General features: G+C 38.3%; 8 protein-coding genes. All 8 read right to left on the reverse strand.

Annotated elements, in window-relative coordinates:
* Positions 1-27 precede the first annotated feature (27 nt).
* Complete coding sequence (locus DV942_RS04885; RefSeq protein ID WP_145855724.1) at positions 28-2,421, reverse strand: ABC transporter permease; 2,394 nt, start codon at positions 2,419-2,421, stop codon at positions 28-30.
* A gap of 77 nt (positions 2,422-2,498) precedes the next feature.
* Complete coding sequence (locus DV942_RS04890; protein WP_145861604.1) at positions 2,499-4,880, reverse strand: ABC transporter permease; 2,382 nt, start codon at positions 4,878-4,880, stop codon at positions 2,499-2,501.
* Between the two features lie 77 nt (positions 4,881-4,957).
* Positions 4,958-7,336 carry an ABC transporter permease gene (locus tag DV942_RS04895; protein WP_145855726.1) on the reverse strand — a complete coding sequence of 793 codons (2,379 nt, stop codon included), beginning with the start codon at positions 7,334-7,336 and terminating at the stop codon, positions 4,958-4,960.
* A gap of 76 nt (positions 7,337-7,412) precedes the next feature.
* Complete coding sequence (locus DV942_RS04900; protein WP_145855728.1) at positions 7,413-9,800, reverse strand: ABC transporter permease; 2,388 nt, start codon at positions 9,798-9,800, stop codon at positions 7,413-7,415.
* Between the two features lie 88 nt (positions 9,801-9,888).
* Positions 9,889-12,249, reverse strand: coding sequence for an ABC transporter permease (locus tag DV942_RS04905; protein ID WP_145855730.1), 2,361 nt, complete (start codon positions 12,247-12,249; stop codon positions 9,889-9,891).
* Positions 12,250-12,337: 88 nt separating this feature from the next.
* Complete coding sequence (locus DV942_RS04910) at positions 12,338-14,707, reverse strand: ABC transporter permease (RefSeq protein ID WP_145855732.1); 2,370 nt, start codon at positions 14,705-14,707, stop codon at positions 12,338-12,340.
* A gap of 234 nt (positions 14,708-14,941) precedes the next feature.
* Positions 14,942-15,640, reverse strand: a complete 699-nt coding sequence (locus tag DV942_RS04915) for an ABC transporter ATP-binding protein (RefSeq protein ID WP_145855734.1) — start codon at positions 15,638-15,640, stop codon at positions 14,942-14,944.
* A 269-nt stretch (positions 15,641-15,909) separates the two neighbouring features.
* The gene (locus DV942_RS04925; protein WP_145855736.1) at positions 15,910-17,154 is read right to left on the reverse strand and encodes an efflux RND transporter periplasmic adaptor subunit; all 1,245 of its coding nucleotides are present in this window, start codon (positions 17,152-17,154) and stop codon (positions 15,910-15,912) included.
* Positions 17,155-17,372: the final 218 nt, after the last annotated feature.

The following is a 17,372-nucleotide window of genomic DNA, read 5'->3' on the forward strand; positions in this document are numbered from 1 at the left end:
ACCCTAATACCTTCGTCCTTCCCGCCATTATTCATATTTAAGTACATCAATAGTATTTGCCGAGGCCGCTTTATATGAGCGGATACTGACCGTGACCAGCGTAATTGCCATTGATATGGCCATAGCCAATGCAAATGGCCAGATACTGACATCAATTCGATAGGCAAAACCGGCTAACCATTTCGAAACAAAAAGATAAGCAAGGGGCCATGCCACGATGTTGGCAACGAAGACCATAACGAGAAAAGAACCATTCAGCATTTTTACAAGTTCAAGCGTTGAGGCTCCCAGAACCTTCCGTATGGCAACTTCTTTAGTTCTTTGCGTGGCCACAAATGATATTAATCCAAATAAACCGATAAATGAAATGAAAATAATCACACCGGCAAATATTTTAAACAACACCCCCATAATCTGTTCACTTTCATAGTAACTGTTGATGGTTTCATTTACAAAAGCTGAATCGAAAACCCCATTAGGAAAAGTACTGTTCCATATTTTATCGATCTCTTTCATTGTAGCGGCAATTTGTTTGCTATCTATTTTCACCGCCACATTCCAATAATCATTTTTTCCGGGAAAAATGGCAAGTGCCGAAATCTGCTCTCGTAATGACTGGTCGTTAAAATCCTTTACCACACCTGCAATACGCACGGTATTCCCACTCGCATAAATTACTTTTCCTATTGCCTCCTGAGGGTTTGTAATCGACATTTTCTTTAGGAAGGTTTCATTAACCACACAGGCATTTGCGGTATCACCCTTATGATATAATTTTCCGGCAATTAATTTCAAATCAAAAACCTTAAAGAAATTTTCGTCTGCCCGAATATTCCTTAATTCGAAATCCTTGTTTTTGACACCATTGTAGGTAAAATCGCTGGAGTTGATGTTACCCGATAATGGCGGCGACTGGCAAAAACTAATAGCTTCAACACCCGGAAGTTTGCTTATCCGCTCTTTAAACGTGTTGTATTTGATTTTACTTAAACTGTCATTAGGGATACCAACCATAGCAACGGCATCCGGATTAAATCCCAGTGATTTTTGCTGCACAAACTGCATCTGCCTCATCACTACCAAAGTTCCGACGATAAGCACTATGGTAATTGCAAACTGGGCTACAACTAAAATTTTCCGAAGGCTCAACCCTCGTTTATTCAATGCTATTTTATTTTTTATAGCCAGGGCAGGTTTAAAACCGGAAATAACAAGTGCCGGATAAAATCCTGCAAGAAAAGCAATGAATAGAACCAGTATTACCATAAATGCAAAGATTGATGGATGACCAAAAAGGCTGAATTCGATCCTGCCCTTGAAAAGATGCTGCATGGGCGGTATGGCCAGTTCAGTAATTACACACGCAATAAGTAAAGCGACTAAACTGACTACAAAAGTTTCGGTTAAGAACTGAGAGATCAGTTGGCTGCGTTTGCTGCCCATTACTTTACGAACGCCTACCTCTTTTGATCGGGTTACTGACTGCGCAGTACTTAAATTAATGAAATTAATACAAGCAGTAATGATCAGGAACAGACCAATTATAGCCAGCCCATAAATCTGACTACGGTTGATAGATGCATTTGCGAAATTATCGTATTTAGCGCTGAAATGAATAGCTCTTAATGCCTGTAATTTGTTTTCTTGATTACCCGCTATTTTATCAACCGGATAATATTTTTTATTAAAATTGGCTATTGATTGTTGCAAATCTTCAGGTTTCAGACCTTCTTTTAGCAGGACATAACTACAAAAGGCGGAGTTGACTGAATCCCAGTTATTATTGAACCGACCTTTGTAGGTTTCGTAACTAATCACAATTTCTAAAGGGAAACTGCTGTTTTGTGGCATATCCTGAATAATGCCAGCTACTTTCAGGTTAATTTTTTCGCCAAGCCTGATGTTTTTTCCAATCGCATCTTTTACGCTACCAAAAAACTTTTCAGCGTATTGTACTGACAGCACTACAGTATTGGGTTCTGCCAGGGCAAGTTCCGGCGCACTGTAGATCCACTTGATATCACTTAAGACATTAAAAAAATCGGGTTGCGCATAATATACAGCCTCCTGGCTTTTCATTCTCTCTTTTCCGTTAGCATCGTTTATCTGTAGAAAGGCGTTTCTTTTTACAATTGAACCCACTGTTTCAAATCCAGCAATTTCATTTCGGGCAGCCGCAGCAAAAGGTACGGGTACTCCTGAAGAAAAATCTTCGTAGGCGCTGTATTTCCAGTTGGTAACTACCCGATAAATCCGATCCTCATTTTTATAACATTCATCGAAACTGAGCTGAAAACGGATAAAAATGAAAATCAGGATACAGCTTGCCATTCCTATAGACAGGCCAAGGATATTAATCAATGTATAACCCTTGTTTTTCCAAAGATTTCGCCAGGCGATTTTAAGATTAAGTTTGAACATATGGTTTAAGGTTTAGGATGTAGGGTTTAAGGTCTGGGCGCTTTCACCTTACGCCCTCAACCTCCAAACCTTCTGCCTCATTCGTATTTAAGTGCATCAACGGCATTGGCTTTGGCGACTTTAAACGTTTGCAGGCTTACTGTAATCAAAGCAATCAGTATCGATGTTAAAAGTGCCAGCAAAAAAGGCCAGGGATTTATCGAAATTTTGTAATCATATTTTTCAAGCCATTTAGCTACGAGGATGTAAGCTACCGGGATAGCAATCAGATTCGCAATAACCACCAGTTTCATAAAATCTTTGTTCAGCAGAATTAAAATATCTGAAAGATTGGCGCCCAACACTTTACGGATGCTAATTTCCTTACTGCGCTGTTCGGCCATATAGAGCGCCAGCCCTAACAAACCGAGGCATGAAATAAAAATGGCAAAACCTCCGAAGATATTAGAGAGTACACTTAAAAGCTTTTCACTTTTTATTTTTTCAGCCATACCATCGCTTACCAATCTTATTTCTGCCGGATATGCCGGATTTAAACGTTGACTGACCTGTTTAATAGCTTCAAGCGAAGCTGTTAATGATTGCCTGGTATTCAGCCTGAGTAGAAGTGTCTCGCTTTTATTCGCATTATAATAGTAAACGGTTGGTGAAACTCTGGCTCCTAAAGATTCGTTAAAGAAATCCTGTACAACACCGACCACTGTTAACGGTGGATTATCGCCCCAGGTAATAACTGCTCCAACAGGATTTTTCAATTTCATTAACTTAACGGCTTCCTGATTTAGCAACAAAGAGGTCGTCGTATCCGCAGGAAATTTTGACGAGAAATCTCTTCCTGCAACGATTTTAATACCTGCTGTATTGGCAAAATTAAAACCTGTACTTCTATAACTAACGATAGAAACATCGTTTTTAGGTTTATCTGGCCAAGAAATATCACTTGTAATGTTTCCACTATTTGTAAAAGAGCTGGCATATTCTGTAGCTGATTCGATTGCGCCAGCACGTTTAAGCTCGTTCTTGAATACTTCCAGTTTACCGGGATTTTTTAACACACCTTCCAAATCGATCTGAGCAAGTGCAGCAACATCAAACCCAAGTGGTTTATCACGCATGTATTGTATCTGCTTATAAATTACAATGGCAGAAATAATCATGCAGATGGAAAGACTAAACTGTAACACTACCAAAGTTTTGCGGATAGATAATGAACCCGTTGAACCTTTAAAACCTTTAAGCACTTTTACCGGGATAAAAGATGAAAGATAAAATGCGGGATAACTTCCGGCAAGTAAACCTGTAATCAATACCATTGAAAGCAACAGCAGCCAAAAGGGGTAAGAACTGTAATCAATCTTAATGGAAATATTAAGCAGATTATTGAAATAAGGCAAGGAAATTTCGAGCGTAATAAAAGCAATGGCCATCGCTATAAATGATAACAATAGCGATTCGATCATAAACTGTCCCATAATGGTATTGCGGGTTGAACCCAATGCTTTGCGTACACCAACCTCTCTGGCCCGCTTCTCTGATTTGGCCGTAGACAAGTTCATGTAATTGATGCAGGCAATAAGTAATACGCAAATGGCCAGAAAAACAAATAACCTTAATTGATCTATTTTACCACCAGCCGATTTCCCGTTCTGGAAGTTATCGTATAAATGAAATTTAGTCAAAGGAAAAAGAAATAGCTGATAGGTCATTTCTTTTAGATCGGGTTCTTTATTTACGATGAAGTTTTTAATCGCTGTGTTGGTAGCTGCTAAATCGGCATTATCTTTTAGCTGGAACAATGTTAAACAGGTAATGGCACCCCAACTATTTTCTTTTTCTGCCGGATTTTCCTGTTCAAAAAAAGCCCATGGCTGCAATATATCGTATTGCATACTCTGATTTTTTGGAAGGTCTTCGATAACGGCAGTAACTTTTAAACTGATTCTGTTGTCATATTTGATACTTTGTCCGATCGGGTTTTCATCCCCAAATAGCTTATTGGCGGTAGATTTGCTAATCAATATGTTATGCGGCTCGCTTAAAGCCGTATTTGGATCTCCATAGATAAATTTGTGATCAAGGATCCTTAAAAAATCCGGATCAACACTCATCCCTGAAAGTTTAAAATGATGCTGATTATGGCTGAACAACTTTTCTCCGTTATTCATCGATATGCGGGCTGCACTTTTAATGCCTGGCAGTTCTGAAACACCGGCTTTAGCTAGTTTATTTGGAACCGCCATGGTTGTGGACAGTTTGCCATTAAATTTGAGGTTTAAGGCTGCGAAATAAACCTTATCTGCTTTTTCATAATGTTTATCGAAACTCCATTCATAATTAACATACAGCAGCAACATTAAACAACAAGCCATGCCAATGGCCAGACCACCAACATTGATTAATGTAAAGCCCTTGTTTTTCCAAAGGTTGCGTAAGGCGATTTTTAGATTTAATTTGAACATAAGAGTTGGGTTTAGCGTAAAGCGTTTGGCGATCAGCGTTAAATCTCCGCCAAACGCCAAACGCCTATCGCAGTTCATTATTCGTATTTAAGTGCATCAACAGGGTTAGCTTTCGCCGTTTTATAAGCCTGAAAGCTCACCGTAATTAATGCCATCATCAAAGTTCCAATAGCAGCTAGCGGCATAATCCACCAGCTAAATTCTGTATGATATTCAAAATTATTTAACCATTTTACCATAGACAAATAACCGATTGGTATCGCAATTACGATGGCTACGGCGATCATCTTTAGGAAAGACAGGGATAGCAACTGCATTAAATTGGCTACAGATGCGCCTAAAACCTTCCTTACACCAAATTCCTTGGTACGTTGTTCAGAACTATAGGCAACAAGGCCAAACAATCCCAGGCAGGAAACAAAAATGGCCAATCCACCAAAGAGGTTAGATAATATTCCCAATATTTGTTCTGACTTATATTTTTCCTGATACAGTGAGTTTACAAATGAGATCTCAGTTGGGTAAGCCGGGTTAAATGCTTTTGTAATTCTATTAATGGTTTCGATATTACGCTGCAAACTATTTGCATTATTGAGACGCATGGTGATGGTACCGGTTTGCTTTAAATTAATGAAAACAACTTGTGGATTGTTCGATTTGTATGGAGAATCCCATACGTAATCATCAAACACGCCAATAATGTGAGCGTTTGTACCGAAAAGCGTTACTTTTTTACCGATCGGATTTTTGTAGCCAAATACTTTCACAGCCGATGCACTAACCATAATTGCGCTGGTATCTGAGGCAAAACGTTCTGAAAAATCTCTTCCCGCCAATAATTTAATGCCGTTGGTCTTAATAAAGTCGTATGATGTAGCCACTTGGTTGAACATAACTGTATTTTCAGGCTTAGTCATTCCATCCCATTTTATATCCATAAAATTTCGGCCATGATGAGAAAGACTAACAGATGATTGATACATTGACGTAACAGCTCCTGCTTTTAGCAATTGAGTTTTAAATAAATCGAATTTGGTTTTCAATTCTCCCTCCTGGGGCATTTCGACCAGCGCATTAACATCAAAGCCCACGGGCTTATTTTTGATGTATTGAATCTGGCGATAGATAACTAACGTTGCAATAATGAGTATAATAGCGAAACAGAATTGACCGATCACCAAAACCTGCCTTAAACTGATATTTAGAAATCCTTTGGCATTTATTTTTCTTTTTAAGGTTTGGATTGGATTAAAGGATGAGAGATAAAAAGCCGGATAACTACCTGCTATTAGCCCCGTGGCTGATACAATTCCCAATATCCCAAGCCAACTCGTCACTCTAAAATAAGAAATGCCAATATTGAAGTTCAGTAATCGATTAAATGCCGGAAGCGAAAGTTCAAGTAAAGCAATGGCGAGTACAACCGCAATGGATGTAAGAACCATCGATTCGGTTAAAAACTGAAGAATTAGTGACGAGCGGTTTGCCCCAATGGTTTTCTTAATACCGACTTCCTTTGCTCTTTTCTCCGATTTTGCCGTAGCCATGTTCATAAAATTGATACAGGCAATCAGTAAAATCCCAAATGCTAAACCAATAAAGAGGTAAATCTGCTCAATATCGCCACCTATGGGTTTGCCATTTTCAAACTTCCCGAACAAGTGCAGTTTGCTGGCTTGATACAGAAAATGTGGTTGTGATTGTGCATTTTGTGGCGCATTTGCTTTCACCAAAGCATCAACTTTACGATTTACCAAATCAATATCTGCATTCTGATCTAACAATACCATCGTTACGAAACTGTAATTATTCCAGTTTAAATCTTTAACATCGCGATCAAGAATTTCATAGAACGACCAGGGCATTAAGAAATCAAAACGATTAGAACTGTTTTCTGGCAAATCTTTGATTACACCTGTAATGGTTAAATTTTCCCTATCCTGATAACGGACAACTTTGTTTAAAACATCGGTTGTTCCAAACAAAGTTTTTGCTGTACTTTCCGTTAAGATCGCAGAAAGCGGATTCTTTAACGCGGTTTTCGGATCACCTGAAATAAACTGATAATCATACATTTTAAGCAGGTCAGGTTCAGCAAATTTTGAATCCTTTTTATAGCTGTTTTGTCCGTTAGCAATTAAACTTTTTTTGCCATAATCCATGCGGGCAACATATTTCACCTCTGGTAAATGCGCTTTTAATAATGGACCGAGAGCAGTGGTAGTACCATTAAAAGTTGCGGCAATTTTATTACCATCTCCAGGAACATTAGTCATGGCAACATATACATTCCGCCAGTTTTTAGCCTGCTTATCAAAGTTCCATTCGTAAGTAACATACAGGAGCAACATTAAACAGGCTGCAAGACCAATAGCTAAACCAACTACGTTGATAAAGGAAGAAGTTTTATTCTTCCAGAGGTTGCGTAAGGCGATTTTTAAGTTTAATTTGAACATATTTGTCAGGTTTAGCGTAAAGCGCTGTGCGGTTAGCGGTGAATCCCGCTAAACACCAAACGCCTATCGCAGTTCGTTATTCATATTTCAAAGCATCAACAGGATTGGCATTTACTGCTTTTTTGGCCTGTATACTTACAGTTATAATGGTTAATAAAATCGTTATCAATGTGGTGGTTACAAATGGCAAAACAGGAAAATCGATCCGGTAAGCAAAGGTCTTGAGCCACATATTGGTAACCACATAGGCAATTGGCCAGGAAACGATGTTTGCAACAACGACCAGGTAAAAAAATGAACTATTGATCAGTTTAAGCAACTGCACATCAGTTGCACCCAAAATTTTACGCACGGCAATTTCTTTTAAGCGCCCATTGGTAATGTATTTGGCAAATGCATATAAACCCAGTAATGCAATAAAAATAGTGAGTACAGCAGCAGTGAAAAATACCGACTGCAATTGTTCCTGCTTTTTGAACAGCTTACCGTAAAGTTCGTCGAGAAAGGCATAGCGAAAATCTTCTCCATCAAGTTTATTAATTTCAGGCCATTGCGCTTTTAATGTAGCTAGTGCATCGGCCATTTTATTTTGTTCGATCTTGAGCAATATTTCTGTTTTAAAGCTTCCGCAAGGATCTTTAATCGTATAGATTGTGGGTTGAATTACATTTTCAAAACCTTGCGTTTTAAAATCTTTGATTACACCAACTATTTTATAATCGATATCGCAGCCCCTGATTATTTGTCCAACAGGATTTTTAATACGATACCTGGCAACTGCACTTTCATTTACAATTGCCGAATTTATCGTGTCAGTTTTAAATTTGCTTGAGAAAAAGCGCCCTGCTTTTAACTTAATATCCAAAGTTTCAAAATAATCAAACTCTACATTAACAAAATCAATATTGGCTTTTATACCATTTGCAGTATAGCTGTTTATTCCATTTGGGCCGCCAGGAATAAATGTACTTACCGTTGCTGATTTGATACCTGGAACTTTTAGTATTTTTTGCCTGACAGATTCGAAATTACCTGAACCAAATTTGGCCGGATTATTAAATAATGTTAGGTTTTTAATATAAATCACCTGATTGGCCGTAAAGCCTAAATCTTCGCTCCGCATGTATTTTAATTGCGAATTGATAATGAATAAGCCAATAATGAAAATAACTGCCATACTAAATTGGAAAACCAGCAAAGCATTACGTAGCCAATAACTTTGTTTACTGGTAGAGAAATTGCCTTTAAGTACGAGCGATGGCTTAAAACCTGACAAAACAATTGCCGGATAAATACCTGCGCAAAAGTTAATTAATGCTAAAATAAGAGGTATTTTCCAGAATAAACCATTCGCAGTATCCCAGATAGATAAGTGAACCTGAAACAGGCTGTTGAATTCAGGCAAAGCTAATTCTGCGATAATTAAGGCTAAAATAATGGCGACTAAACATTGCATCAAGATCTCTACCAGGAACTGTTTGGTTAACTGCAAACGATAAGCACCCATAACTTTTTTTATACCGACCTCTTTAGCGCGCTTACCTGCTTGTGCTATACTCAAATTAGTGAAGTTGATACAGGCAATCACCAAAATCAAAACACCCAAAACAGAAATTGCTATTAGTATTTTATAAGGCGCGTCATTACCCGCTTTTGGCTTTAAATGCTGGTTAGCCAATGGGTCTAAAAAAGTAGAGATACCATTTATTTCTTTTATTGACTTTTCCTCGCTTTTGTCCTTCAACAATTCAGTACGGTATAAACCGGTAATTTTTCGTTCAAGATTTTCAACATCTGTTGCAGGTTTTACCTGTAAATAGATGGTGTAATCATTCATGTTATAATGATCATTCTTGCCAAGTTCATTACCAATACTAACACCATCAAAATTGAAGTTGGAATGCAGGTTATTTTTTATAGATCCATTAATCACTCCAGTTATTCCAGAAGTGCTTGCTCCAAAACCAACCATTTCTGGTTCATCGTCCTGTTTATTCGGAAAAAGCGTTTTCATGCTTTCAGTGCTCAGATAAGTAAGTCGTTCTGTCTCTCCTGCTGGTTTTATGAGACCATTAGCGGGCTGGATATTTAGAATTTTGGCGGCATCATAACTTACCTGTAGAATTTTTTTAGTAAACAGCGTATTTTTTCCTTTTTTAATTGTCAGTTCAAAAGCACTATCTTTTATCACACCTGCCGACACAACTTCTGGAAAATTTTGCCTGATTGCTTCAGCAAAAGGGGCCGCAACATAATTGGTTTTAAATTCCGGGTATGTTATTCCAACAACATAAATATTCTCGTAATTAGGATTTTCCTTATCGAAACTGGTTTCATAGGTAAAATAGAGCGTTACCAAAATAAATGCAGCTAAAGCAATGGCCAACCCGCCAATATTAATGGCCGCAATCCCTTTATTTCTCCATAGGTTCCGCAACGCGATCTTTAGATTTAATTTGAACATATTTTTTAGGTTGAAGATTGAAAGTTTAAAGGTTGGAAGGTTTAGGACGCTTTAGCTTTCTACCTTCTTGCCCTCTTACTTCCGACCTTTATTCATATTTCAAAGCATCAACAGGATTTGCCTTGGCCACTTTTAACGATTGTACGCTAACCGTTAAAATGGCTATCAATACCGATAATCCGATGGCGATGATAAACGGCAAAGGGGAAATTGAAACACGATATTCATAAGCTGAAAGCCATTTATTGATAACGATATAAGCTAACGGAAATGCAATCAGGTTGGCGATGGCAACCAGTTTGACAAAGTCTTTATTCAATAAAGTGAGGATATTTGCCGTACTGGCACCCAATACTTTACGGATACTAATTTCCTTTTTGCGCTGCTCGGCCATAAATAAAGCCAGACCCAATAAACCCAGGCAAGAAATAAAAATAGCAAAACCTCCAAACCAGTTAGAAAGTGTTCCCAACAGTTTTTCATTTTTGAATTTTAATTCAAAGTTGTCATCAACAAACCTTATCGTGGCCGGATAAGCAGGATTTAGTCTCTTCGCTGTTTCGCTAATCTGGTTAACAGATGAGGTGATGTTGTTTTTATCATTTAATCTCATAATAATGGTAGTAACATTATCAGGATTTTGCGCAATAAGTAAAGGAATTGCTTTCTGATACGGAGATTCCATTACATAATCTTTAACCACTCCAATGATCCTTACTGGCTGCCCCCATTCAATCATTTTACCGACAGGATCTTTCATTCCCATCACCTTAACCAATGCCTCATTAACCAATACATTAGCGGTATCTACAAAATCTTTAGAAAAGTCTCTTCCCTTTAAAATTTCCATACCAGTAGTTTTGGTAAGGTCGAGGTTGGTAAACCTAAAGTTGACCAGGATTTTATCTTTTTGGTTTTTACCCGGCCAGTTGATTCCATAAGTATTGTTACCTCCGCTGGTTAACGACAAACTGTACTCTGTAAAGGCAGTTATGGCTCCCGATTTAAGCAATTCATCTTTTAGGATTTCGCGTTTTTCTTTTTTAGAGAACTCGCCTTCTGTAGAAATCTGTATTAGGTTTGCCTTATTGTAACCAATAGGTTTATTTTTAATGTAATTTAACTGTTGATAAATCACTGCAGTACAAACGATTAAACATGCTGCAAATACAAACTGAAAAATAACCAGGAATTTACGGATGGACAATGAAGATCCCCCAGAAATTTTGAATCCTTTTAAAACTTTAACCGGATCGAAAGAAGAAAGGTAAAAAGCAGGGTAACTGCCGGCAATTACTGCAGTTAACAAGGTTAAACCTAAAAATACCGACCAAAATTTATAATCTTTATAATCTATCCCCAGGGTAATGCCCAATAAATTGTTAAAATATGGCAGGCTTACCTCAATTAAAACAAAAGCTACAAGCATACTTAAGGTGGTTAATAAAACTGATTCGAACATAAACTGGCCTACCAGGTTATTTCTCGAAGAGCCGATAGCTTTACGCACACCAACTTCGCGTGCCCGCTTTTCTGATTTGGCGGTAGAAAGGTTCATGAAATTAACGCAGGCAATTAGCAGGATGCAGAAAGCCAAAAGGAAAAAAATCTTCAACTGATCAATCTTTCCGCCTACATTTTTCCCATTTTCAAATTTATCGTATAAATGCCATTTAGATAAAGGATGCATAAAAGGTTCGCCATTAATTGCTTTATCGTGGGCCTTGATCATGCCTTTCATCTGGTTATTGGCACGAGCAAAAAAGGAATTATCCTGAAGTTGCACAAACAACATACAATAATTGTTTCCCCAGCCACTGTCTTTAGTCCATGGATTTAATTTTTCGTACAATCTCCAGGACATGATATAATCTTGTCCCAATGTCGAATTTTTAGGGCGATCAGCAATAACGCCTTCTACTTTCAAACTCTCCTTGTTATCCAGTTTAACTACCTTGTTAAGCGGATCTTCATTACCAAAAAGGTTTTTAGCCAGTGTCTCTGTCAGAATTACCCCATCTAAACTGTTCAAAAAAGTATTTGGATTACCTTTCAACACCCTATAATCGAACATCTTAAGAAGATCCGGATCGCCGAAAACGGCGTTCATTTTAAGGTTGTTCTGATTGTAGGATAAAAGCATCGGTTCAGCATAAGATAAACGGCTTACCTTGGCCACACCAGGAACTTTTTCTTTGATTTCATCTCTCAACTGACCTGGGAAGGCCATAAAGCTAAAGGTTTCAGAAGCGGTTTTTTGGTTATTGTAAAGCACATAAGTTTTATCATAATCGGTAAACTGCTTATCATAACCATATTCGTAGGCTACATACAATAATAAAATCATGCAGCTGGCCAAACCAATGGCCAACCCGCCCAGATTGATCAGCGTGAAGCCTTTGTTGCGCCAAAGGTTGCGTAAGGCTATTTTTAGATTGAGTCTAAACATCTTTTTAAGTTTAAAAGTTGAAAGGTTGCAGGTTGTAAGGTTTTGGACACTTTAGCCTTCTACCTTAAAACCTTTCGCCTTCTCTCCATTATTCATATTTAAGTGCATCAATAGGATTGGCCTTTGCCACTTTTACCGATTGCAAACTGACCGTTAACACTGCAATTAAAACAGAGATGACGATGGCGAGCAGAAAGGGTAGAAACGAAATAGCCACACGATAATCAAAAGCAGATAGCCATTTATTGATGATGATGTAAGCTAAAGGAAAGGCAATCATATTGGCAATGGCTACCAGCTTTATAAAGTCTTTATTCAGCAACACCAGGATATTGCCGGTACTCGCACCTAAAACCTTCCGGATACTGATTTCCTTTTTGCGTTGTTCGGCTATAAAAAGCGCCAGACCCAATAAGCCTAAACAAGAAATGAAAATGGCAAAACCACCAAACCAGTTTGAAAGTGAACCCAATAATTTTTCATTTTTAAATTTCTCTTCAAAAGATTCGTTCACAAATTTTCGGTTTACAGGATAATTTGGCTCGATTTGTTGTACCAGATCATCAATCTTGGCCAGAGAAGAGCTGATGTTCTGATTTGGACTTAACCTTGCTATAAGTACCTTCGCGTCGCCATTTGTATTAGCCCTAAAAATCATCGGGGCTACTCTTTGATAAGCACTTTCTACCACAAAATCTTTTACAACACCAACAGTAGTTAGTTTTCTACCCCAGAAAGTGATTACCTTGCCCACCGGATTTTTCAATCCCATCATTTTCACGGCTGCTTCATTTAACAATACGCTATTGGTATCATTAGGAAATTTCATGGAGAACTCCCTGCCGCTGATCATTTTAGTGCCAATCGTTTCAACAAAATCATATCCTATTGCCCTATGGTTGAAAGAAATAGCCTCATTAGGATTTTTACCTTCCCAGTATACAGCCGTAGTATTGTCTCCTCCTTCAGTAAAGTCTGTACTGAAAGAGGTAACATTGCTTACAGCGCCCGATGCTAACAGTTGGGTTTTAAGCAAGTCCAATTTAACAGGATCAGTTATTTTTCCTACTACAGCAATTTGAATCAAATTGGATTTGTCATAACCAATGGGTTTGTTCTTAACATAATTGAGCTGCTGATAAATGACCGCTGTGCAAACAATTAAAGCTGCAGCAAAAACGAATTGGCCCACCACTAATACTTTCCTTACCGCAGCGGATGAATCTGTTTTAAGGGTGAACCCTTTTAAAACTTTTATAGGCTCGAAAGAACTTAGATAAAGCGCCGGATAACTGCCGGCAACCAATCCTGTCAAAATCATTAATCCCAATAAGGTTAACCAAAACAGGCCATTATGATAGTCTATTGTTAGTTTAATATCTAACAGGCTATTAAAATATGGCAAACTAACCTCAATTAAGATAAAAGCTAAGACGGTTGCGATAAAAGTGAGAAGCAAGGATTCTAAAAAAAACTGATTGATCAGTGCTTTGCGCGTTGACCCTATTGCTTTACGAACGCCAACTTCTTTTGCCCTGCGCTCTGAGCGTGCCGTAGATAAGTTCATAAAATTTACACAGGCGATCAACAAAATGCAAAAGGCCAGCAATAAAAATATCCTAAGCTGATCTATTTTACCACCTACCGATTTGCCGTTTACAAAATCATCATACAGATGCCATTTGTTTAATGGATGTAATAATGCTTCAGACATGTTATCTTTCTGGTTGCGTTTATAGATATCATGCATCAAATTATTTGCAGCGCTGAAAAAGTTGTTATCCTTTAACTGGACAAGCGTTAGGCACATATTATTGCCCCAATTGCCCTTCTTTATCCAGCTTTCCCGTTTTTCGAACAGTGCCCAAGGCATAATGCACTCAAAAGCCAGGCTATTGTTGGCAGGCACATCTTCTATTACGGCTTCTACCTTTAATACATCCTGATTTTCAAGCTTTACCATTTTATTAATAGGATCTTCATTTCCAAATAACTTTTTTGCAAAAGATTTGGTGAGGATAATGGTGTTTACATCTTTCAAAACCTGAACGGGGCTTCCCTCTAGAAATTTGTAGTCCAGTATTTTAATGAAATTTTGGTCAGCAAAGATGGCACTACTATTTATTTTATTGTCGCCAACAGTAACGAGCTGTTTTCTCGGATAAGTAGTGTGAGCGGCATATTTAACACCAGGGATTTTTTCCTGCACTTCTTTAGCCATCACATTGGGTGTCCAGGCCCAGCTAAAAGTTTTACCGCTTGCCTTCATGTTTTGATAAACTACATAAGTTTTATCATGATTGGAGAATTGCTTATCGTAACTCCACTCGTAAGCCACATAAAGTAACAAAACCATGCAACTGGCCAAGCCAATGGCTAAGCCACCGATATTGATCAGAGAGAAACCCTTGTTTTTCCAAAGGTTCCGTAAGGCTATTTTCAGGTTTAATTTGAACATATTGCTAAGGTTGAAAGTTGGAAGGCTAAAGGTTGGAAGGTTTCAGCGCATAAACCATACGCCTTCTACCTATGAACCTTTTACCTTATTTGCCAATCCCAGATCTTCCCATCCGGGAAGATTATTGGGCGGCTATCATTAACTAAACTAAAATCTTTTTTTTAGGTGTAAGGTTTAGGACTGAAGGTTTAAGTTGGCCTAAGCCCTACGGTTTAAACCTTTTACCTCAAACCTCTATATCAGTTCTTCGTTTCTACTTTTATTTATTTTTTCCGAAATCACATGACCATCTTTCAGGTTAATGATCCGGTTAGAGAAACTGGCATCGTGGCTGGAGTGGGTTACCATTACGATGGTGGTTCCGGTTTCGTTCAGTTCGCACAGCAACTCCATTACTTCGTTACCATGTGAGCTATCCAGGTTTCCGGTAGGCTCATCGGCCAAAACCAATTTCGGCTTGGTAACCAAGGCCCTTGCTACCGCTACCCTTTGCTGTTGTCCGCCGGATAACTGTTGTGGAAAATGCCCGCTACGGTTTACAATATTCATTCGCTCGATGATTTCGTTTACCAGTTTCTTACGCTCTCCGGCAGGAACCTTGTTATAAATTAAGGGCAATTCAATGTTCTCAAAAACGGTTAATTCATCGATCAAATTGAAATTCTGGAAAACGAAACCCATGTTTCTCTTTCGGAAATTTGAGCGCTCCCTGTCGTTGAGGGTTAAAAGCTCTGTATCAATAAATTTGTAGCTTCCGCTTTCGGGCTTATCCAATAAACCCATTACATTCAACAAAGTAGATTTCCCACAGCCTGATGGCCCCATAATGGAAACAAACTCTCCTGTTGCTACATGGAGATTGATGCCATTGAGTGCAGTCGTTTCTACTTCTTCTGTTTTGTAAACTTTTTCCAGATTTTCTATTTTAATCATAATTCTAGTATCAAGTATTTAGTATCAGGTATTGAGTAGCAAGTGTCTAGTAGCAAGTATTTAGTAGCAAGTATCAAGACCTGATTATATTTTTTGTTTAACTTTAAACCCATTTTTTTAAAAAACTCCAAACTCCAAACTCCAAACTCCAAACTCCAAACTCCAAACTCCAAACTCCAAACTCCAAACTCCAAACTCCAAACGCCAAACGCCAAACTCCAAACGCCAAACTCCAAACGCCAAACGCCAAACGCCAAACTCCAAACGCCCTACTTACTAATCTCCACTTGGTCGTATTCATTAAACTGATCGTAAGATGAAGTAATTACTTCGTCGCCTTTCTGCAAACCATCCAATATTTCATAATACAGATAGTTTTTTCGCCCGATTTTAACGTTTTTCTTAGTTGCTTTTCCATTCTTTACTAAAAAAACCCACGAGCCACCTGTGCTCTGAAAAAACTGTCCCTGGGCAAGGAGCAATGATTTACTATTATCAGACAAAGTTAACTTTGTTTGTAAAGATAATCCACGTCGCAAACCTTCAGGTGCCGGACCTTTAAAAACCATTTCTACCTGGAACTGACCCGCTGTAACCTCAGGAATTACTTTGCTTACGGTTAAATTATAAGTTTTACCATTAAATTCACAGTTGGCGGTTTGTCCTTCCTTTACACGGTTGATGTAATACTCATCAACCCCTGCCTGCAGTTTGTAACCTTGTAACACATCAATCTTTCCGATCATTTCGTTGGCATTATAAGATTTACCAATTACCGGATCGTATGAAGAAAGTTTACCGGAAACCGGCGCTTTAATGGTCATATTTTCAATGTTCTTGCGGATCATCTCCAAACTTTCGTTCATTTGCCCCATCGATTGGTCAATCTGGGCCAGTTGCATCTTACGGCTCTGATTTTCCTGTTTAATCGCCTGGCGAACGATTTTCAATTTACCCTGGTAATATTCGTAATCCTGGTTAGATTTATTAAATTCCTGGAGTGTAATTACCTTTTTGGCAAAAAGTGCACTGTCCAATCGATACTGGCGGGTTGCAGTACGTAAATTATTCTCCACATCCAATACATCCTGATTCAGGATTCTTTGATTTTGTTCTAAATCCAACCTCGATTTACGTAGTTGATTAATTTGTTCGGTAGCAGCTGTCTGTTGCGAGGTATACCCCAACATGGCATTCGAATTTGCAATACGTAACAGTGGTGTACCTTTCACTACGGATGCGCCATTTTCAGTAAAAATTTCCGCAACTGTTCCTCCTTCTGATGAACTTACAATTACCGAGGTTAAGGGGACTACACTGGCGTTTAACAGCACTACATCTTCAAAATCACCGTATTCTACTTTACTGATGGTCAACTTATCTGCATCGGCACTATAAACTTTTTTGAGTGACAAAGTATAGCCATAAATTACAATTGCTACAAAAGCAACTGCGCCACCTATTATTAACAGGGTTTTAGTGCTAAATCTCTTCTTCTCTATTTTCTTGTCCATTGTTTGGTTTACTGTTTGGTCTGCTAGTAACCAAGCTTGTGCCAAAACATCAAATCATACTTAAAACACTGATTACCAGATATTAATTAATTATTTTATTTTTGACATGTTCGTTATCGGACAGTTAATGTGCGGGAGCGGACAGTTTTATTAAATTTGTCCCATCCTTTCAGCACCTTATCGATGGGATAACATTAGCAAAAAATAAGAAATACTAA

This window comes from Pedobacter suwonensis, from assembly GCF_007833675.1.
GTDB lineage: Bacteria > Bacteroidota > Bacteroidia > Sphingobacteriales > Sphingobacteriaceae > Pedobacter > Pedobacter suwonensis.

Coding starts and splice junctions, on each gene's coding strand:
- DV942_RS04885 (WP_145855724.1), bottom strand. CDS start 2,421: ATGTTCAAACTTAATCTTAAAATCGCCTGGCGAAATCTTTGGAAAAAC.
- DV942_RS04890 (WP_145861604.1), bottom strand. CDS start 4,880: ATGTTCAAATTAAATCTAAAAATCGCCTTACGCAACCTTTGGAAAAAC.
- DV942_RS04895 (WP_145855726.1), bottom strand. CDS start 7,336: ATGTTCAAATTAAACTTAAAAATCGCCTTACGCAACCTCTGGAAGAAT.
- DV942_RS04900 (WP_145855728.1), bottom strand. CDS start 9,800: ATGTTCAAATTAAATCTAAAGATCGCGTTGCGGAACCTATGGAGAAAT.
- DV942_RS04905 (WP_145855730.1), bottom strand. CDS start 12,249: ATGTTTAGACTCAATCTAAAAATAGCCTTACGCAACCTTTGGCGCAAC.
- DV942_RS04910 (WP_145855732.1), bottom strand. CDS start 14,707: ATGTTCAAATTAAACCTGAAAATAGCCTTACGGAACCTTTGGAAAAAC.
- DV942_RS04915 (WP_145855734.1), bottom strand. CDS start 15,640: ATGATTAAAATAGAAAATCTGGAAAAAGTTTACAAAACAGAAGAAGTA.
- DV942_RS04925 (WP_145855736.1), bottom strand. CDS start 17,154: ATGGACAAGAAAATAGAGAAGAAGAGATTTAGCACTAAAACCCTGTTA.